The organism is Gimesia sp. (assembly GCF_048260065.1).
In the GTDB taxonomy this organism is placed as follows: Bacteria; Planctomycetota; Planctomycetia; order Planctomycetales; family Planctomycetaceae; genus Gimesia.
In genome coordinates, this window is sequence record NZ_JBLXHC010000011.1 from 152,784 (window position 1) to 171,980 (window position 19,197).

The window sequence follows — 19,197 nt, forward strand, 5'->3', positions numbered from 1 at the left end:
CAAGAATTCAGGACTGCAAACATTTTCCGGAATTGTGTGAGCGTCTCTAACGAAGTCCTGATCCTGCTTATGGTTTCGGAGTTGAAAAAGAAGTGGGCCTCACGGTTTTTGAAACAGGTAGAGACCGTAGCCCAGAGTATCTCGTCCCCACTGCAGGTAAGCCTGCATCCACTCGCGGCGGCGCTGCAGCTTTTCCTGGAGTCCCTGATCTTCTGGTTGTTCCCGGGCTTTTCGTTCGACGATTCGCTGATAGCGCCATTCGAAATCATCCCATTCCTGTTCGCTGCTGGTCCAGGCTGCCAGTGGGACCAGACCCAGTTGTTGTCCCGTGGTGACATTCGCAGCGTGCGTCATTTCATCGGGAATGGCTTCACCTAACAACGCGCGATATTCCGGACCCGCCGGCTGTTTCAGATAACCATCGGCGATCAGTAGTTGTCCGCCTGACTCAACGAGTGGAATCATTCGTGCTAGAGCATTGCGGTAGGCATCGCTGCCCAACGCGAAGGCGTGCGTCGCACCCAGGCACAAAGCCAGAGCATAGGAACTCTGCTCAAAGGGAAACGCTCCCGCGTCGGCTTCGATGAACTCGACTTGCGAATCGGGAACACGGCCCTGCTTGCGACGACGGGCTTCAGCAATATGTTCGCCAGAGAGCTCGATTCCCGTACCGGTAATCTGATACTGTTCGTAGAGGCGAATCAGGACTTCACCGTAACCACAGCCGATATCCAGTACCCGCTGTCCCGCGTTCAGTTCCAGCACATCTAGAATTTCGGTCATGCGGGATTCACTCACCGGCGCATTCCATAGCAGTTCGATCATCAGAGACAAATCCTGTATTTGTGATTTCAACGGAATGTTTTTGGACTTAAGTGTTTTTGGCAAGGACAGTTCAGGCGATGGAACTGCTGTTATTCAGACACCGTATCCTGAGAGAAGTTCACGGGAGCCTGATTCAATTTTTCCAGTGAGATAAAAAGATCCTTTCCTGTCGCCTGGGAATCGCCTATAAACAAAGAATCAGGTCTGTAATTTCTTTTCTTGAATCAGGTGAACCATGCGACACGGTTCGAATCTCAATCCGCCCAATCGTTTCGAATCGACAATCATCGAGCCGGATCTGGAACAGCTGGAGTGGGATGATGAATACCTCTCCCAGCCTCGGCGGATTGAATACCTGGATGACCATTCCAAATCCATCGTCACCGAAAACGATTCACCCGACCTCAATTTCCGCTATAGCGTCAATCCATATCGGGGTTGTGCGCATGGCTGCAGTTACTGGTACGAACCCCCTTCTTGATCAACACTCGATCGCTGATTTGTTGGTGCGTTGATTTTGGACTCGATCTTGGCCCGGTCAACCACATAATTCGTTTTTCGAGACTTATGACGGACCCGTTTAGGATTACTCACAATAGGTTTCCAGTAGAAGTAGACTCGGAAACCAATCTCACGAAGAAAAACAGAGAGACGGTTTTTTTCGATTTTTGCACGAACACGCTTCATTCTTTGCGGAAACATTCCACCTTGTTGGCAGTCTGTAGTTGTAATCCGTTCATCAATTTCGAAGAACTCTTCTTTACGCTTTTTCCACTCTCTCTGAAGAGTCTCAATGTCAGTTTGTTTAAGTAATAGAGCTTCGATTTGATCCTCAAGATTTTTCGCCTCATCTTTGTATTGACGAAGTTTTCGTTCTGCTACGTCTGCAAGATCTTCGGGAGCTTTGAACCAGCGATGAGTAGCTGTATCTATTAGTTTATCAAGTTCGGACAGACGTTTGCGAAGTTTTGCGTCTTGATTTTGTATTGATGGACTTTGTTCTTTTGCCTCAGTCTCTAATGCACTAATTATCCGAATATCGATCTCATGTACCAAATGAGCGAGCACAACTTCTTCTATTTCACCTTCCAGGATACGCCATTGATGGCAGGTGTGTTTTCCTGGTTGCTTTACTGATGTAAAACATGAAAAGTAAGTGTATTTCTCACCTGGTGAGAAACCTCGTCGATTCCCAGTTGCCTTTCGAGTTTTGCGGTCCAGAGCGTATCCACAATGACCGCAATAACATACCCCCCTCCAAGTATTTTCGCCGGTTCTCACATGAAGTTGAGGTTTTTTAGCTTTTTTGTTTAGCAAGTGGTTCGCTCTATCCCAAATTTTTTCTGAAACGATTTCTGGGATATGATCTGATTTGATTGAGACTTGCCCAATTCGATTAAAGGCAGTTTTCGAACGCATCCGACGATGATGTCCGATTGATGTATAGCCACAATATGCCTTATTTCGCAACATGTCCCGCAGATTGTCTTTCGTCCAACCTTTATCTGGCGAACCGCTAGGAACAAGTACCCCCTGCTCATTTAAGTGTCGGGCAATCTTACGAAGTGACATTTCTTTGTTGGCATAAGAGTCAAAGACATGGCGAACCCAAACCGCCTCTTCTTCGAAGATAGCTAGCTTACATCGCCAACCTCTTCTTTTTTGGACAGTTCGGTCTCGGCGTCTGAATGGCCCTGATTCTTCACCTTCCTTGCTGACGTAGATCTTGTCGAAACCATATGGAATGCTTCCCGCCACCCACCATCCTTGTTCAACTATTATACGACGACCACCTGTGCTATTGTAAGATACTTCAAGTGAGTAAGCATGATCCTGCTCTGCCTGGAACAGTGTTAACATTCTATCATCACGCTTATTTAAGTTTTTTCTCCCCTGACTTGAATCATGAATGTCTACGTTTGCTTCTTTGAGGACACGATAAAATCCTGCGGAGTCAAGTGGGTTTTCTCTACTGAATCGAGACAATTTCCAGAGTAGTAAAACGCTTGCTCCGTTAATATCGTCATTCTTGATATCTGATATCATTTGTAGATATGCTTTTCTCTTGTGCGTCTCTTTCGATCCAGACAGCCCTTCATCGCTGTATTCAGCCACGATCTTGTAATTGAATTGCTCGATTACCCTTTGTATGGCCGCTCTTTGTTTGGCGATGCTGTCGTCTTGCTGGTCGGAGGACATTCTATAGTAGACAATGGCATTTTCTGGTTCTGTCATAAGAGGCTCCTTTCGGAATCGGTGTTGAGAAGTGCGAACACCATCCTCTTGTTGGTCCAACCACAGCTAGTACTGAATAAACATCCAGAAAAACTAAAAGTTAAAAAAATTGGAACTGCAAAATCATCGATAATACACAAGATGATTTCGAACCCGCTTTTCGTCAGAAAATTCTGACCCTTCTGGTTGTTGTTTAACAAACTCATTGATACCGAGTTCGATAATATTCTCCCAAGTCGGAAGTTCCTTAGTATCATTTACGCCAAACAGATAATTCAAAGTGGTGTCGAGTTCGTGAGCAAGCTGTTCAAGTAATTCTTTTTTCGTGCGTGTATGGTCAGCACCTTTGCACTTGATTCGACGTAACCACTGATAATCGATTTCTGACCAGCCAAGATATTCTGATAACGCTTTCATTGAGCGTCCTGTCTTCTTTTTATATTGAGTTAACTTGCCTTCCAATCGTAGTTTGAAGACTTCACGCCGATTGGTGGGTGGTTCCGACATGAGGGTTTCGTAGTCCACCCCAATGTACTCACAAAACATTCGAAACTGCTCAGCCTTGTCTCCATACAGGTCTTCATGGGTTGGGCCAGCTTCAATCCATTGATGTACCGAAAGTTCATATTTGGCTTTTTCGTTACAGTCAGCTCCTGACCATTCCGCACGAAGTTTGTTATTTAGCCCTCGATGAAATGCTCGGCTTCTCTGCTCAAATGGGATCTGGCTGAACCATGTATCCCATCGCTGTCTGATCTCTGCATGAAATGATGCTCTGATTCGATATTCTGTGATCATATGAAAAGTTCAATAAATGTAGCATTAAAATAATATTGTGTCTTAAATTTGTAGCATAATCACGAGTTGGACCAACTTTCAAGGACCAAATCAACAAACGAGGGAGAGAGACGGCAGTGTGGCTTGTTATCGACCCTTGTTAAGTAATCTCAGAAAGGAGGTTTTCTGGATGGTATTTGAATCCTTGAGTAATGCTGCGAATGAAAGGTCCAATAACGAGTATGTTAATTGGATTGCCAACAATGCCAGTGATTTCGTTGTTGAAGTTGTGGAGATTCGAAGAAGTTCGCTTGATGGTGATTCCATAGTTGGTGGGAGGGTGACTACGCCGCATGGGATCGCCATTTTTGACTTTCTAAAATCACGTGCGACTCGTCCCATAAACGGAGATTGTATGAATATCTCTATTAATGGTCGTCAAATATCAAAATGTGTTCGGTGTGTTGTGCATGCTAAGAACGCTATTTCCAAGTTATGTCGTGAAGAAACTTACTGGGATGACATTTCAAACCAATAAAATAGGGAGATCAAGATAATGAATAATGCGACTCTTTCCACAGAACAACGTAGCCAGGCTGAAGAGTATGAAAAAATTGTGGATGAAGGACTCAGGGGCTATATCGTCATTGGTATTGCCCGTATGAACATTCAATCAAAGCAACTTCATGAGGGTGATTTCGGCAGCTATGTGATGCGTAGATTTGATATGAAAGACAAACAGGCATATCGCACAATTAGGACATCAAAAGTAGCTCAACGATTGCAAAAAGTTGAATTACCTCCTCCAAAAAATGAAGGCCAAGCTCACTTGCTTCATGAATTGTTTAATGAACCTGAAGATCAGATTGAGTTTTGGAGACAACTGCTTGAGGAAAAAAATCGTCCATCGATGGGAGATATTAAGAGATTCGCTGTGTGGTGGAAGCAGCAAAGCCAGGAAGGTGTCTTGTCGCAGGAAGCTTCTGTCGAAAGCGGTGAACTTGCTTCAGAATACCATATTCCTCCTGTATTTGTATCACCAGAGGTCAACCCTGAAGCTTGCTTGGATATCGCACTGCAACAAATTCGAACTGCAGCGAATGCATTGAACGATAGTGGCTCAGGTACCATATCCATATTAGAGCGGATTGAGAAAGTCGAGGAGTTCCTCAACAAGATGAAACAAAAACTCATGACTTCAAAAGAAGCTGCTTAATATCAGATTCGCTTAAAGCCTAGTCATTTAATTTTCTAAGTAAGAAATGGAGGAATAATTAATGAGTTCTAAGTTTTGTAACCAGCTATTTATGGGCTGTGGTATTACTGGCATGAAAATGCTTGATTCCAACTCAGTCCCTTTGTGTGTGACTTCACCACCTTTCGGTAACATACGAGATTATGGCGGCCAGGAATTTTACTTTAAGCCAATGGCCAGAGAATTGTGGCGAGTAATCATGTCAGGTGGAGTTCTCTGCTGGCATGTACAAGATCAGGTTGTTGATGGAAGAGAAACAGGTGAAAGTATAAATCAGGCCGCATATTTTCTTGAAATTGGTTTTCAACTCCATACTACGCTAGTAGTAGAGGGAAGTGTAATCAGTAAATACCAAAATCGGTATGGACAACCAATTCAACATGTTTTTGTCTTTAGTAAAGGAAAAACAAGAGTATTTAATCCGATCGTAGATGTTCCGAATAAAGGAGCAGGACAACTCCAGACCTTTAAAGAACGATTACGAGAGGCTATAGGAACTCGATTGAAGGGTGAGTATATTAAAAGATAATCCAGTTATGGGAAAAAGTGGCTATCACAAAAAAGAAAGATTTATCGAAGACTCTCAAAATAAATGGGACAAGTTAACCTGAGCTTGCTATCAATTTTTCCATCTTTTCTTATCACGAAATACTGGTTCCACATTTCTGCATAGTTGCTCTAACTGATGAGCCACCTGTTGTATCTCAGCTGGAGACAGTACTTCGTGATTATGAACAAAGAACTTCTTTGAGTTCTGGGGATTGATGACGCATACTGGTCCTTTACCAATTCTCTGCTTTATATACCAACCAGGGTAGGCTAAAATTGGTTTTACTTTTATTGGTCTGCCGACAGCCGATGTTAAGTACTGAGCGAGCCAAGTCGCTTCTGTTGCGAGTTGCTTTATTGGGATTTGAAATTCGCCATCAGGGAAACACAGTAAATTCTGTTGGTAATCAATGATTAGTTCTGCTCTGGCTATACCGTTTCTAGGCTTGCCTCTCATCTTTGTGTTTACTGAATAAACACCGCTCTGGCTCACGACCACATGGTCGATGTTCCCATATTGAAACTGAATATCATGGAATATCCGACATCCATGAAGCATTAATTGGTTCAGCTCTTCTCCTGTAAACATTTCACCTTGTAGTCCCAGAACCATATTCTTCTTCTCATCTAGTAGTCTCTTTAAGCGAACACCCAAAAAACTGATGACTATAACGCTTAATGTTATAGAGAGAGCAAAACGTCCAAATGATTCAGGTTTTTGGCCAAGATAAGATTCGCTTAAGTGAAATGAATAGAGCAGAAGAGGTATGGCCAGCATGAGTGTTAAATAGAACGACAAATCTTCATCAATCTTGTTCAATTGAAGTTGAAGTGAGTATCCAGGAGGACGCATCAAATTTTTTGTCAGTGGAGATTCTCGATAGAATTTATCCTGCTTTCGACGCCAAAAAAATACGATCAAAAAGATACATCCCACGACTACTAGGACTAACAAAACTGGTATTAGTATTATTCCCAAGTTTGACCACATATCTTTTGATCGCTTTGCTGCTTGATCAGATTTCGAAAACACCCTTTCAAACCATCGAGTTTGACGTGTGCCTCATTATTGAACATATTTGCATCATTTGGTACTCTGGGGAGAAAATCTATCTGCAATTAATCTTGGTAAAGTACAACCAGAGACCAGATAGCTATGTCTATGATAGGACTAGCTTTAGCATGTTACTTCCCGCAAATATATATTTTTATACTAATATTTCTCAGTTCTAATTTTGTAACTAAATTCCTTAAGCTGCTTTCAGATAGATAAGAAAATAATGGCTAATGGTAACGGTACACGATCAAATATGGCCCTACTTTCTACAAGTTACTTAAGAAACTGATACCGGATTGGGAACAACGCCGGGAGCGATTGAATGATTGTGAAGTGGAGGGGCGAAATGGTGAAAATCAATTCCCATTGGCGAAAAGCCATGTTCACATTTGTTCTAACTGTTGTCGCAGCAGGCATCCTGCTACCACTGATTAGGGCCAAACCGGAACCAGTTCACGAATACTTTAATGGGTTGAACGACTGGATAAGGATCGCCTTTGTTTTTTTTCTGAGCGTGATCTCTACCGGGATGCTGTATAAGCTTCTGTCACCACAGATTAGACATCTCAGTCATTGTTTGGAGTTCCCGCCAACGTGGCTTACTGCACTGCTAGGATGGATTGTGGCGGCAGTTATCGATCTTTTTGGCGGGTTTGACAGCGATGGCTATAGTGCCTCAAAATGGGAGTGGCTCGGATATGGTGGCGGTTCGCTAATAATTGTCAGTTGGTATTACGGCTTTTGGTCGGATCTTTCACAATGGATTCGAGAACTCAAGATAAAACAGAATAAAGAGCCCCAAGGCGTTACGCTCCAAGACATCGAAAGTGCTTCATGGGCGGAGATCGAGACATGGCTCGATTCCGATGCACAAGCTCAATACGATTTTCTCGGTAACCAATCCGTAGCTCATCGAGTGAGCTTACTCGTATCTGACGGTACTCGTTCTATTGGAATCGTTGGCCCTTTCGGATCAGGTAAATCGAGTATCGTCAAGTGGGTCGAGGATAGACTAAAAAGATATGAAATCAATGGTCGACAATTCTTCATAAGTTATCATAGTAGTTGGGGCTTCGAAAGTTCTACATCAGCCATTCATGACATACTTAGTTCAGCGGTTTCAAAAGTCAGTGCGAAAGTCGACACTTTTCAAGTAGATTCGCTACCTGAATCATATAGGCAGATGTTCTCCGCAGGTGGAAATTGGGTTGAGGCAATTTCGAATTTAGTGTTAAAGCCCCCAAGCGTAATTGATCAATTCACCCGCTTGTCAGATTTGCTAAAAAGTATCGATGGACGACTCGTTATTATCGTCGAAGATTTAGATCGCAATGAAACTCGCAACTTTGTGATTCAGGAAGTTTTGGCATTTCTTGAACGCCTAAAGGAGCATTCTAACTTCAGCTTTATCCTTACAGGTGGTCTCTCACATTCAGAACGTATCGATTATGCCAAGCTCTGCGACCACATCGAGTATCTAGCTACAATCCACCCGCATCAATCATCCGCTCTAATAGAAAAAGTTAGACAGCGATGTTTGGACAATGCAATCTTTCCCCATTATCGGTTTGATGATAGAAATTCGAACTTCGAGTGGAATCCTCTGAGCGGAATGTTTATGCGGGACTACGATGAATTATCACTTCCTCAAGCGGTCGCCATGCTGCTCAGCACTCCTCGTTCCTTGAGACTTGCCCTTGGTCACACTTTTTTTGCTTGGAAAACTCTATATGGAGAAATTTATTTCTACCATCTGCTTTCAATAAACATCCTAAGATTCGGTGCCCCGGAATGTTTTGAGTTTCTATTGCGACGATGGGATCGTTTGAATTCTCCGCCCAATCAAAATCCGTCCTTTGGGCAGGAGAGGGTAGAAAGAATACGACAGTCGATTCTAAATGACTGGAACAGCACAATCAGGAATGTTGAATGGAACGCTGCTGCTGCTCTCCAAGTGATGGAGTTCATCTTGCCGGCTTCGGAATACTGGCTAGTGGACGACTCTCGAACCGGTCACTCACAAATTGGTCAACAGTATATCTCTGAAGAACGATATTGGCTTAGATCAATCAACGAAGCAATCGAAGAGGGTGATGTTCGGGATCAAGAAATTATCCGTGACATACAGGCTTGGTTAGATGCTCCGAGCATGGAGGCTGAGCTGGTAGAGAAGTTAACCTCGTCACCTCGATACAGCGATGTTTGGGAGAATATTGCCAGTAGTTTCTTTGCAAACCGGCGAGATGATGTACTTCTTCTTTGCGAACATACCATTCGTCGAATTTTAAGTGATCAAGGTGCATTTGCTAATCATGACTCTCAAGGGTTTATTCATACATGGCGTTTTGCGACTAGTCGGATAACGATTCAGTCAGATAATCGAGCATGGTTAGAAGAACGTATAACAGAAGCTGCTAATATCAGCATCGAAATGGTCAATGGGCTATGGCACTATTATGGTAGTCCAGGCAATAGATCAATTTTAGAAAGCTCAGATCATGAATCTGTACGTCTGCATATTCTAGATTCTCTACAAACGCTTCTGACTGATGGATCGATATTAGCTGATAAATTATCTCCTAACTCTCCAACGACTCTTTACGATTTAGTATTCGGTTCTGGGAGTGAAAACAGAAGAATACTTGTAGATGTGGAGTCTTGGTCTTGGCTTGGTCTTCCTGTTCTTGATGCTTTGCGGAATGGTAATTTAACAACAGCTATAAATTTTCTGTATTTACTATCTACACGTCAACCTGGTACCGAACAAGCGATAATCAACACCGAAGTACTTGATTCGTTTTTTGGGGGTAATGCTCTTGAAACAATCGAAATCATCGGCTCAATGATCGATCAATTACCTGATTTTGATCAGGAACATGCAACTAATGTTATTGGGGCGGCCTATGAGCATCTTACTGGGTGAACTATGACAGTTAACCCAGGAAAATGATGCACACACTAATTAAACCAGGTTATCATTTTCAAATTGCTATGTATTAGAATCAGCATCATCACAAGCTGTGAATGAAATTATATAGACCATTATTCTCAGGCACTGAAGTGTTTTCGAATCTTCTCCATTGAGTATTCCGGCAATTCTCGGCCTTTGTACATCCAATCATGAAAGGTTGCGATATCTACTTCGGCAATCTGTATCAACTCTCCATTCGTCACTGGGCCTATATCCAGTTCTACTAATGATTCTCCATCAACTCTTAGAAATTGACGTAGTTCTCTTTTTAGGCAACTGACATTGTGATGTACACGGCCATATCGATCTGGGACAAAGTACCAATCCTCGTCATGTAATCGGAGTAAACAGTTAAAACAGTCACTGTGTCCAATATCTGTTAGTGATAAGTTCAAAAGGCAGTTACGGGCTGCCTCGATATTAATTCGGACTCGACTCAGTTGATATTTTAAATGTCGGCGGGTTGAACATGTTAATTGTCGATCCTGCTCTGCCCGCCAGGTTTTTAATTTCCGAACAAGATATCCGTCTTTCGGATAATATCGTCGAAAGTATTTAATTCTGTAATCATCTGCCAAACGGTAAAGATTACACTGGCCATCTCTCGCAGTTCTTTCAACTTCGATAACTCCTCCTGCCTCTAAGTCTTTTATGATGCCAACATAGTGATGTTTGGTCATAAAATTACGGAGGTACTCCGCTTTAAGTCTTACTCCTTGTTCTCGATCTCGATGGTTGAAAATAGATTGAGTGTGAATTGTGTGTAATAAATATCTAGCACGATCTCCGCAAGTTTCTCTATCCGTAGCCAAATATTTCGATGGGTCAAAATCTTCCGGCACAAAAAGAACTGGATGTACCACGTTTTGGTTCTGGGTATCTGCTATGGGTTCCAGAATAACAAATTCTTCTGATACGGAGTCTTCTGGAAGAAAATGAAATTCATTACCACTATCTATCTGTAGGTTCATCAAAACTCCTTTCTAGCTAAAAGAAAAGCCCTGGTGAATTAATTCACCAGGGCATCGTTGGTCTTTTCGATTGGAATAAAGGGCAATTGTTACACCATTGTTCATCCTGCTCCATTTCTGGCATCTCTGCCATTATCAACTCGTACGCCAAAATAATTGGCGATCATCCTTACTTCGTCATGTGAGAATGCCCGCTTATTTGATATTCTCACTTTGGGTTCGGAAACAAATCCGTTACTTATTGCATAGTCGATTCTGTGTTTTGGTATATTAAGCAATCGACTGACATCACCAAGTCCCATTAATTCTTGCATTAAGCCCCCCCTTTAAGAATATGTATGCAGCTGAAAGTAATATTTTTGTCATGATCATGACAAATTGAATTAGAAAAACGTATTCAGTTAGATTTTGTAGCAGTTGGTCCGGCTACGTCTTAAATAATCAAGTCGTAAAGATATCCTTGACCCTGCAATGTCTTTTAGTTTCAACTGCTTATGTAGAACCTGATATGGTTGATTAATAGTTCTCTGTTTCGCAAACCAATCGTGTTTTAGAGCAGAAATACAAGCCTGCAATTCCTATGACCCATAGGGGCTAATGGAACTATTAACCATTCGGTAGGAACTATTAATTGATGTATTGGAGAAGTGAGTTGAGTGTTATTACGAGTTGGTCCAATTCGTAATAAGTAGTATTCTTCCTGTGTAGGAATAATTCGATCGGTGGAGGCAGCAGTTACAAAATTTGTAATTATTCCTCTGTCTATTTGACCGAATACCAGGAACGCTCTATGGGCTTGCTAGACACTCTGCTAAACAACAGGCAGATTAGAATAGGCGGAGTTGACCATTAATTGGTTTGGGAGGTAAGAATTTACTGGTAACCAATTGTGGTAGGCCACCAAAATCATATTTGTTCCTAAAAATTGTAAACATGGATTTGATCTGTTCGGCAAGCACTCCCGATCCAGTCATCCTTTGTCTCCATGACGATTCATTCAACTTTCCACCTCGTGTCTCACATATAAGATTCTGGACTTTCTTCGATTTGAGAGGTTGCGTTCGTTCCAGCCATTCAAGAAAAACAGGTTTTACCGTAAGTGGTAGGCGGAGTAGTATGTATTGAGCATCACACGCCCCAGCTGCTTTGGCTTCTTCCAAGACTTTAGGAATAGAGTGATCATTTAAGCCAGGGATTATTGGGGCAACCAATACTCTGACAGGGATATTTCGATCTGAAAGTTCCTTAATGGTCCGAATCCGGGCAGGAGGAATACTTGCCCGAGGTTCCATGGCTCTGGCGAGTTCGATTTCAATTGTGCTGATTGAAATACTAACGTGTACCAAATCACGTTGAGCCATCTCTTCAAGGATATCGGCATCCCGTAGTATAAGTGCATTTTTTGTTATTATACTCAGAGGTAAATTACATTCATTTGCGACTGTGAGACACTGGCGTGTAAGACGAAACTTTCGCTCTGCTGGTTGGTAGCAATCAGTGACGCCTGAAAAACTAATAGGTTCTGGAATCCAGCCATCCTTTCGTAGAAATTCTCTGAGCAGATCAGCGGCGTTATGTTTGACCATGATTTTTGTTTCAAAATCAAGGCCGGCATTTAATCCAAGGTATTCATGCGAATTTCTTGCATAACAATAACTGCAAGCGTGGATACATCCACGATACGGATTCACGCTGTATTTGAATGGAATATCGGAGGACCGGTTTTCGGAGACAATAGATTTCGAGATATCATCAAAATAAACTATCTTACGGTCATTTTGTTCATTAAGGTATTCTTGATCCCACTCTAAGTGTTCGAAGTCAAGTTCACGATGGATTTCAGCAAAGCGGTTAGGGGGATCGATATTTGAGCCGTGTCGCATATAAATATCTCCAAAACAGTAGTTTAGACGACCACAGAGAAATTTCCTAATCATTTACTGGTATGAAGTTAGCTGCTAGGGCCGGTAGTCAAATAGACGGGGGATAGTAAGCTTTGTCGTCCATTCTAGGCCATTTGAAGGTTAGATTTATATTGATAGAAGGGGGTTCGTACTGTTATGCGCGGCCCTTTCATGAGTATCTGGGGTATAACGCGGGGCTGGACTTTGAAACGAAGATCATGATCAAGCGGGATGCGCCGCGACTGTTTCGCGACTTTCTGAGCCGCAGCGACTGGGAGCCCGAGCTGATCGCCTTCTCCGGCATCACCGACTGTTACCAGCCCGCCGAGCGTGAGTTTCAATTGACGCGACAATGTCTGATGGTGGCTTCCGAAGCAAATCAGCCGGTGGGGATCGTCACAAAAAATGCGCTCGTCGTGCGGGACCTGGATCTGCTGTCATCGATGGCACAGCGGTCACTGATCAATGTCAGTCTCTCGATCACAACGCTCGACCCTCAACTGGCGCGGGAGATGGAGCCGCGAACCAGTATACCGGCGGCCCGACTGCGGGCCATTCGGGAGCTCGCTGCAGCAGGAGTGCCGACGAAGGTAATGGTCTCGCCGATCATTGCGGGTTTGAACGATCACGAAGTACCGGAGATTCTGAAAGCAGCGAAAGAGGCGGGCGCGCAATCGGCCAGTTACATCATGCTGCGTCTACCGCTGACGGTGGAACCGGTCTTCCTGGAATGGCTGGAGCGGACGCAGCCCACGCGGAAGGAACGGGTCATCAGCCGCATCCGACAGACGCGGGATGGAAAGCTCAACAGCGCCGAATTCGGTACCCGGATTCGTGGCACCGGGGAGATCGCCGAACAGATTGGCAACCTGTTTCAGGTCTTCGCGCGCAAGCACGGCCTGGACGCACGCTTGCCGGCGTTCGACTTTACACAGTTCCGTCCGCCAACAACGGGTAAAGGACAGCAGTGGCTGTTTTGAGGGAGTTGAGGTTATGACACAGCCCGAACCCAATCAGAAACCACCCGGCCGCCTGCGCTGGATATGGCGGGGAATATTATTTTTGGCCATCGTGGGGCTGAGTTTGTTGGTCGTAACGACCGTTCAAAACGCGCGGGTGATTCGACAGTTGCAGGAGAAAGGTATCAACGTTTCTACCGAACCAGGTACTTTAATTCGTGCATTGCCTCTCGACTGGCAATACTGGTTGGATGACACTCTCGGTGAAGAGAATCTACTGGGGTTTATGACTGCTGTCGAATTGGATTGCAGGTATGAAGATCTTTGTGATGATGATTTCATTGCGATCAGTCAACTCAAAAACCTGACATTTATTGATTTCTTTTCCGCATCGATTGAAGAAGGGGGACTGAAGCATATTACGGGTCTCCAGAACTTGGAAACATTGATTCTGGAAGGCGCTACAATCACTGATTTTGATATGAAGTATGTGGGTGAGTTGAAAAATCTACAGACTTTATACCTGGAAAATACAGAAATCAGTGATGCCGGACTGGCGCAACTGCGAGAGTTGAGTGAACTCCGCGTGCTCGATCTTGAGGGTGTGCAAATTGACGGTACCGGACTGGAACACCTCACAGGTCTAATTCACTTGGAAGAGCTTGATCTTGATAACTATCGTCAAGATTATGTGGTAGGAAATGATGGGGAATTTGAAAACGAGTTACGACCTGTTATCAGGGACGCCAGCCTGAAATATATTGGAGAATTGAAGCAACTGAAAAAACTCTCCCTGTTTGGTGCCGAAATCAGTGACGCAGGACTGGCTCATTTGCAGGATCTGAAAAAACTGGAGACTCTGGAATTTGAGCAAGAAAATATTACCGACAAAGGTATCGCGCATTTAAAAGGACTTGTGAATCTGACCAGTCTCTCGTTGTCCGGTTCGCGAGTGAGTGATGCGGGGCTTCTGCATCTGGCAAAACTGCAAAAACTGGAGAGTCTTTCTCTAAATAGTAGATCAATCAGTGACAAGGGACTCATTTATTTGCAGGGGTTGACCAGCCTGAAGTCGCTTGACCTGAGTCATACGAAAGTGAGTGATGACGGCCTGTCACTTTTGAGTCAGTTACAGAATCTGGAATCACTTGATTTGAGAAGCACAAACTTATCTGGTGTTGGGCTAGCATCATTGAATAAATTATCAATGCTGCAGTATTTGGATATGAGTTATTCCAGGATAAATGATCAAGGTCTGATTGCTGTCGCAGAACTGGATAGCCTGGATTCACTGGTATTAAGTAGAACTCAGATTACCAATCAAGGGCTCGTTCATTTGAGTGGACTGGCAAATCTGAAAAAACTGGATCTTCATGAGACCAGCATTTCGGATGCCGGTCTGGTGCACTTGAGTCATCTGTCAGGACTCAAGGTACTTAATCTGGAAGGGACACGAATCACTGATGCCGGACTTGTTCATTTGCAGGGATTGAATGAACTGGAAAAACTGGGTCTCGATAAAACTGCAGTCAGTGATGACGGGTTAATCCATCTGCAGAAGCTGACGAGCCTGATCGAACTGGGGACTGAAGAGTCTAAAATTACTGCAGCCGGATTTGCCCGGCTTCAGGAAGTTCTTCCCCGTGTGAAAGAAGCATTTATTTTATGGTGAGCTGATCTGAACTCAAAAAGTGATCCTCCGGAGAAAGCAAGCATGACCCAGCTCGAACCCAATCAGAAGCCACCCGGTCGCCTGCGCCGGGTGTGGCGATCATTCTGGATGGTCGCCTTCGTGGTGCTGGCGGTGTGTATTGTTTCTGGCGTGCAGACAGAACGGGCATTTCGGGCACTGGATGCAAATCCTTCGATGACTATTCTGACCAGCAACGGAATGTTTCTGGATACGATACCCGGGAGGTGGAATTTATGGCTGTGTCGCCATCTGGGAGATGACCGACTGCGTTCTCTGGAAGTTGTCAAAGAAATCTATTGTGGTCCAGACTTTGATGATTCCGATCTGAAACTGTTCAGGCAATTCAGATATCTCGAAAAACTCTATTTCTATGATACAGATCTGAACGACGCCAGTCTGGAACATCTACACTCTCTAACCTCCCTGAAACAACTCGGCATTAGAAATACCGATGTGGGCGATGAAGGTTTAAGGTATTTGCAAGGACTCACAAATCTGGAAGTATTGGATCTTGCGAATACGAAAATCAGTAATACGGGTCTGGCATATCTGGCAGGACTCAACCGGCTTACTCGGTTAGATCTTTCTGATACTCAGATCAGTGATGAGGGATTAAAACATCTGAAAGGTAGTTTCAGCCTGGAAAAGTTAATCCTCTCAAACACACAAATCGGAGATGCTGGTCTGCAGCATCTCCAGGCGTTGACAGAATTGAATGACCTTAAGGTTCAAAATACACAAGTGAGCGATTCCGGACTGAGTCATCTGCAGGCCCTGCAGAAAATCGTCGATCTTGATCTGGCCGGTACCCGGGTGACTGATACGGGACTGAGATACTTAAACGAAATGAACCAACTCAGTTTTCTGGGGCTGGATCAGACACAGATTGGAGACAGGGGACTGTATCGTCTTCAGAAGTTTAATTCCCTGATGATGCTTTCGCTAGAACAGACACGTATCAGTGATGCCGGGTTAGAATATCTGAAAGAGTTGCAGAATCTGCAAGGACTTAATTTCTGTAAGACTCAGATTGGAGATTCTGGCTTACTCCATTTAGAAGACCTGAAAAGCCTGCGTGTTCTTGATCTTTCGAGAACACAGATTACTGATTCCGGCTTGAGACATCTGATCAATCTACAGGATTTGCAGAAACTGCTTCTCAATGAAACTCAAATCACGGACGCCGGTCTGGTGCATCTGGAAGGGTTTGAATTTCTGAGAGTGGTCGAAAAAGAAGGATCTTATATTACGGAAAAAGGCTATGCTCATCTCAAAGAAAAAATACCGGGCCTCACAGAGGAGTTCTGGTTAGGCTTTAAATAGACCATAGTGTGGTCAACAGAATGGAAGTAGATTGACTCTGTCAATTGTGACTGCATTTACCAGGATTTTGAACAATGAACCAGCTCGAACCAAACCAGAAACCTCCCGGCCACTTGCGCCGGGTGTCGGGGATGATTTTGTTTGTGGGTGTTGCGGGGCTGAGTTTGTATCTCGTGATGGTGATTCAGAGTGCGCGGGAAATACAGAGGCTGGAAAAAATGTCAGGCGTTCGGATTGTGACCCAGCCGGGGTTTCTGCTCAGTTCCTTGCCTGCCAGTATGCAAAACTGGTTTTATAATAGCGTCGGACAACCCATTCGTTCTGCGTTTGAAACGGTGAGCGAAGCGAACTGTTATTATGCCGATTTCAATGATGAGCATCTGTCTGAACTGACGCGATATAAAGGTCTGGTTGTTCTGGAACTGGAAGGTACCCAGGTGACTGACAAGGGAATGGAGTGTCTGGCCGATTTCACTGGTCTCGAAACCCTCAGTCTGGCAAAAACGGAAGTGACAGATGCGGGGATGACGTCCTTACGCGGTTTGAAGGCTCTGACAGAACTGCATTTGAATCAAACGAAAATCAGCGACGCGGGCCTGGTGAATCTGCAGGACATGACGAAACTGGAAACGCTTGATTTGGGTGATAACCGGATCGGCAATTCCGCGTTGGAGCAGATTTCAGGGTGTCAGCAACTGTTTTTCCTGAGGCTGGATCGCACACAAATCAGTGATGAGGGGCTACGACATCTGAGGCCGCTGACGAAACTGCATTATCTGTCACTTTCTGGTACTGGAGTCCTCGATCAGGGACTTCGCTCACTGCAGGGAATATCAAATCTGGAAATGCTGCATCTCAACCAGACCCGGGTGAATGACCTGGGTCTGCAACATCTGAGCCAGATCGCCAGTCTCGAAGACCTAAATCTGGAAAGTACCGAGATCACCGATGTGGGGCTGGTTTTCCTGAAAAATTTATCGAACCTGCAGGTTCTCGTTTTGAGCGAGACAAATATCAGTGATATCGGACTGGCGGAGCTCAAAGGGCTGACGAAACTGAATACTCTCAAGCTCGCAGGGACTCGCGTTACCGATGCCGGTTTAGCGCATCTTAAAGATATGTCAAAGCTGGAATGGCTTGAACTGAGTGACTGCAAGATCACTGATTCAGGTTTGACGCACCTGCAGCATCTGCAGCATCTGCGAGAGTTATTTCTGGTGCGAACGCAGGTGAGTGATGTGGGCTTAAATTATTTGATGCAACTTCCCAGGTTGAGGACCTTGAAGCTGGAAGAGACCCAGGTGACCGCGGATGGAGTCAGGCGGCTGAATCAGACCCTTCCCGGACTGCCTGAACTGGAGCTGTTACCACTGGGAGATTCTGAATTCTAACTGCTGAATTCAAGGTGTGTACTTTGTTGAGAGCACCGTAGTAACGATGACAGACACGAAGACCTGTAAGAAGTGTGGAGAGACGAAAGCGGCTTCGCATTTTAACGGGAGTGCGGTGAGTCCAGACGGGTTGGCAGCACGTTGTCGGGCATGTGTGAATGCGGCGCGGCGGAGCGCTGCAAAACGGGGCCAGAAGAAACCGGATTCTTTGCAGACACAGCTCATCGCAGCGACGAAAAAAGGTGACCTGCAGGTTGTGCGAACATCTCTGCCCAGGCTCTCTCCGCCGCAGTTGAATGCGCTGCTGTCACTCGCCATTAATTCGCATGGCCCGCGAAAAGAAGCGCGGCTGCTGGGTGTCTGCGATTTATTGCTCTCTGCGGGGGCAGATCCCAATGCCTGTTGCGAGTATGGTCCCCTGCTCTGTCTGGCAGCGACTAAGGATACGACTGCTTATGTAGAAAAACTAAAGGGGTATGGAGCGAAGGCGGACATTTTTACCACGGCGGCAATCGGGGATCATACGGGAGTGCGGAGTCGTCTGCATCGAAATCCCGCGCTGGCAGGGAAAGTGGATGCGGTAGGGAAAACAGCCCTGCATTACTGTGCTGGTTCACGGCTCTGGATGAATGATGAAGCGAAATGTGACAGCCTGATGGCCATCGCGGTTCTGTTACTGGAGGCAGGAGCGGAGATAGATGCCGCATACCCGTTTCTTTTACATAGTACGCCATTCGCTGTCGCCGCGACCGTCGGCGGGAATGTGCAGTTGGCGGAATACCTGCTCGACCGTGGAGCCGATGTCGGAGATGCACGACTGCTGTTCGATGTCCTGCGGTCGATGAAGCGGCAGGACGATGAGTTCTCTCGCATCGGTGATCTGTTGCTGGCGAACGGAGTCGATGTGAATGACAAGTACGTGGAAGGACTGAGTCTGCTGCAGGGTCAGGCCCGGCACGAAGATTTAGAAGCTACTGCGTGGTTGTTAGCCCGTGGTGCAGATGTGGCGGCCCGGATCGCCGACGGTCGGACTGTTTTACATCTGGCAGCCGACCGTAACAATGGTGTGAAAGTGATTGGGGTACTGCTGCAACGGGGCGCAGAATTGAACGCCCGGGATAACCAGGGGCAGACGCCCCTGTTCTATGCCCGTCAGAGTGAGAAGTGGCGGATTGTGAGTTTCCTGGAAGCACGGGGAGGCTGTGTTTGATAGTAGGCTTGGAAATTCGTTAAGCATTCAAACACTTTAACTGACAGTTTCCGGTTGTCTGCGACAACCCCGAATGG

At 45.0% G+C, this 19,197-nt stretch carries 17 protein-coding genes; 10 read left to right on the forward strand and 7 right to left on the reverse strand.

What is annotated here, in order from left to right:
- Window positions 1-99 precede the first annotated feature (99 nt).
- On the reverse strand, window positions 100-825 hold the full coding sequence (locus ACN0YN_RS20195) for an SAM-dependent methyltransferase (protein ID WP_417386818.1): 726 nt from the start codon (window positions 823-825) through the stop codon (window positions 100-102).
- Between the two features lie 235 nt (window positions 826-1,060).
- On the opposite strand from ACN0YN_RS20195, the gene ACN0YN_RS20200 reads away from it, so the two are divergent.
- Window positions 1,061-1,306 (forward strand): hypothetical protein, encoded by a 246-nt coding sequence (locus ACN0YN_RS20200; protein ID WP_417386819.1) that lies wholly within the window; start codon window positions 1,061-1,063, stop codon window positions 1,304-1,306.
- Here the strand turns inward: ACN0YN_RS20200 and ACN0YN_RS20205 are convergent.
- A complete protein-coding gene (locus ACN0YN_RS20205) occupies window positions 1,282-3,060 on the reverse strand; it encodes a recombinase family protein (protein ID WP_417386820.1) in 1,779 nt (592 codons plus the stop codon). The two genes, ACN0YN_RS20200 and ACN0YN_RS20205, sit on opposite strands and share 25 nt — an antisense overlap.
- Before the next feature lie 123 nt (window positions 3,061-3,183).
- Window positions 3,184-3,858, reverse strand: coding sequence for a hypothetical protein (locus tag ACN0YN_RS20210; protein WP_417386821.1), 675 nt, complete (start codon window positions 3,856-3,858; stop codon window positions 3,184-3,186).
- Window positions 3,859-4,027: 169 nt separating this feature from the next.
- On the opposite strand from ACN0YN_RS20210, the gene ACN0YN_RS20215 reads away from it, so the two are divergent.
- The 3 genes from ACN0YN_RS20215 to ACN0YN_RS20225 all read left to right on the forward strand — a co-directional run bounded on the left by ACN0YN_RS20215 (window position 4,028) and on the right by ACN0YN_RS20225 (window position 5,621).
- Window positions 4,028-4,375, forward strand: coding sequence for a hypothetical protein (locus tag ACN0YN_RS20215; RefSeq protein ID WP_417386822.1), 348 nt, complete (start codon window positions 4,028-4,030; stop codon window positions 4,373-4,375).
- Between the two features lie 18 nt (window positions 4,376-4,393).
- Complete coding sequence (locus tag ACN0YN_RS20220) at window positions 4,394-5,053, forward strand: hypothetical protein (protein ID WP_417386823.1); 660 nt, start codon at window positions 4,394-4,396, stop codon at window positions 5,051-5,053.
- A gap of 61 nt (window positions 5,054-5,114) precedes the next feature.
- Window positions 5,115-5,621: a hypothetical protein gene (locus ACN0YN_RS20225; RefSeq protein WP_417386824.1), complete on the forward strand. Its 507-nt coding sequence runs from the start codon at window positions 5,115-5,117 to the stop codon at window positions 5,619-5,621.
- Window positions 5,622-5,711: 90 nt separating this feature from the next.
- Here ACN0YN_RS20225 and ACN0YN_RS20230 read toward each other — a convergent pair whose 3' ends face one another.
- On the reverse strand, window positions 5,712-6,674 hold the full coding sequence (locus tag ACN0YN_RS20230) for a nuclease-related domain-containing protein (protein ID WP_417386825.1): 963 nt from the start codon (window positions 6,672-6,674) through the stop codon (window positions 5,712-5,714).
- A 370-nt stretch (window positions 6,675-7,044) separates the two neighbouring features.
- Between ACN0YN_RS20230 and ACN0YN_RS20235 the strand changes: the two genes are divergently transcribed.
- Complete coding sequence (locus tag ACN0YN_RS20235) at window positions 7,045-9,621, forward strand: P-loop NTPase fold protein (RefSeq protein WP_417386826.1); 2,577 nt, start codon at window positions 7,045-7,047, stop codon at window positions 9,619-9,621.
- A 125-nt stretch (window positions 9,622-9,746) separates the two neighbouring features.
- Here the strand turns inward: ACN0YN_RS20235 and ACN0YN_RS20240 are convergent, their stop codons facing one another.
- The 3 genes from ACN0YN_RS20240 to ACN0YN_RS20250 all read right to left on the reverse strand — a co-directional run bounded on the left by ACN0YN_RS20240 (window position 9,747) and on the right by ACN0YN_RS20250 (window position 12,523).
- Window positions 9,747-10,640, reverse strand: coding sequence for a hypothetical protein (locus tag ACN0YN_RS20240; RefSeq protein WP_417386827.1), 894 nt, complete (start codon window positions 10,638-10,640; stop codon window positions 9,747-9,749).
- A gap of 101 nt (window positions 10,641-10,741) precedes the next feature.
- On the reverse strand, window positions 10,742-10,954 hold the full coding sequence (locus tag ACN0YN_RS20245) for a hypothetical protein (protein WP_417386828.1): 213 nt from the start codon (window positions 10,952-10,954) through the stop codon (window positions 10,742-10,744).
- 513 nt (window positions 10,955-11,467) lie between these two features.
- On the reverse strand, window positions 11,468-12,523 hold the full coding sequence (locus tag ACN0YN_RS20250; RefSeq protein WP_417386829.1) for a PA0069 family radical SAM protein: 1,056 nt from the start codon (window positions 12,521-12,523) through the stop codon (window positions 11,468-11,470).
- A 152-nt stretch (window positions 12,524-12,675) separates the two neighbouring features.
- Between ACN0YN_RS20250 and ACN0YN_RS20255 the strand changes: the two genes are divergently transcribed.
- The 5 genes from ACN0YN_RS20255 (at window position 12,676) to ACN0YN_RS20275 (ending at window position 19,120) form a co-directional block, all read left to right on the forward strand.
- Window positions 12,676-13,524, forward strand: coding sequence for a PA0069 family radical SAM protein (locus ACN0YN_RS20255; RefSeq protein WP_417386830.1), 849 nt, complete (start codon window positions 12,676-12,678; stop codon window positions 13,522-13,524).
- Window positions 13,525-13,537: 13 nt separating this feature from the next.
- The gene (locus ACN0YN_RS20260) at window positions 13,538-15,175 is read left to right on the forward strand and encodes a leucine-rich repeat domain-containing protein (RefSeq protein WP_417386831.1); all 1,638 of its coding nucleotides are present in this window, start codon (window positions 13,538-13,540) and stop codon (window positions 15,173-15,175) included.
- A 42-nt stretch (window positions 15,176-15,217) separates the two neighbouring features.
- Window positions 15,218-16,519 (forward strand): leucine-rich repeat domain-containing protein, encoded by a 1,302-nt coding sequence (locus ACN0YN_RS20265; protein WP_417386832.1) that lies wholly within the window; start codon window positions 15,218-15,220, stop codon window positions 16,517-16,519.
- 74 nt (window positions 16,520-16,593) lie between these two features.
- Window positions 16,594-17,910: a leucine-rich repeat domain-containing protein gene (locus ACN0YN_RS20270; protein WP_417386833.1), complete on the forward strand. Its 1,317-nt coding sequence runs from the start codon at window positions 16,594-16,596 to the stop codon at window positions 17,908-17,910.
- A 46-nt stretch (window positions 17,911-17,956) separates the two neighbouring features.
- Window positions 17,957-19,120 (forward strand): ankyrin repeat domain-containing protein, encoded by a 1,164-nt coding sequence (locus ACN0YN_RS20275; protein WP_417386834.1) that lies wholly within the window; start codon window positions 17,957-17,959, stop codon window positions 19,118-19,120.
- Window positions 19,121-19,197 lie beyond the last annotated feature (77 nt).

What these genes read in the sequence shown, in the direction of transcription:
- ACN0YN_RS20205 (WP_417386820.1), bottom strand. Translation starts at nt 3,060, where the DNA reads ATGACAGAACCAGAAAATGCCATTGTCTACTATAGAATGTCCTCCGAC.
- ACN0YN_RS20265 (WP_417386832.1), top strand. Translation starts at nt 15,218, where the DNA reads ATGACCCAGCTCGAACCCAATCAGAAGCCACCCGGTCGCCTGCGCCGG.
- ACN0YN_RS20275 (WP_417386834.1), top strand. Translation starts at nt 17,957, where the DNA reads ATGACAGACACGAAGACCTGTAAGAAGTGTGGAGAGACGAAAGCGGCT.
- ACN0YN_RS20270 (WP_417386833.1), top strand. Translation starts at nt 16,594, where the DNA reads ATGAACCAGCTCGAACCAAACCAGAAACCTCCCGGCCACTTGCGCCGG.
- ACN0YN_RS20195 (WP_417386818.1), bottom strand. Translation starts at nt 825, where the DNA reads ATGATCGAACTGCTATGGAATGCGCCGGTGAGTGAATCCCGCATGACC.
- ACN0YN_RS20220 (WP_417386823.1), top strand. Translation starts at nt 4,394, where the DNA reads ATGAATAATGCGACTCTTTCCACAGAACAACGTAGCCAGGCTGAAGAG.
- ACN0YN_RS20200 (WP_417386819.1), top strand. Translation starts at nt 1,061, where the DNA reads ATGCGACACGGTTCGAATCTCAATCCGCCCAATCGTTTCGAATCGACA.
- ACN0YN_RS20235 (WP_417386826.1), top strand. Translation starts at nt 7,045, where the DNA reads ATGGTGAAAATCAATTCCCATTGGCGAAAAGCCATGTTCACATTTGTT.
- ACN0YN_RS20245 (WP_417386828.1), bottom strand. Translation starts at nt 10,954, where the DNA reads ATGCAAGAATTAATGGGACTTGGTGATGTCAGTCGATTGCTTAATATA.
- ACN0YN_RS20250 (WP_417386829.1), bottom strand. Translation starts at nt 12,523, where the DNA reads ATGCGACACGGCTCAAATATCGATCCCCCTAACCGCTTTGCTGAAATC.
- ACN0YN_RS20260 (WP_417386831.1), top strand. Translation starts at nt 13,538, where the DNA reads ATGACACAGCCCGAACCCAATCAGAAACCACCCGGCCGCCTGCGCTGG.
- ACN0YN_RS20210 (WP_417386821.1), bottom strand. Translation starts at nt 3,858, where the DNA reads ATGATCACAGAATATCGAATCAGAGCATCATTTCATGCAGAGATCAGA.
- ACN0YN_RS20215 (WP_417386822.1), top strand. Translation starts at nt 4,028, where the DNA reads ATGGTATTTGAATCCTTGAGTAATGCTGCGAATGAAAGGTCCAATAAC.
- ACN0YN_RS20225 (WP_417386824.1), top strand. Translation starts at nt 5,115, where the DNA reads ATGAGTTCTAAGTTTTGTAACCAGCTATTTATGGGCTGTGGTATTACT.
- ACN0YN_RS20240 (WP_417386827.1), bottom strand. Translation starts at nt 10,640, where the DNA reads ATGAACCTACAGATAGATAGTGGTAATGAATTTCATTTTCTTCCAGAA.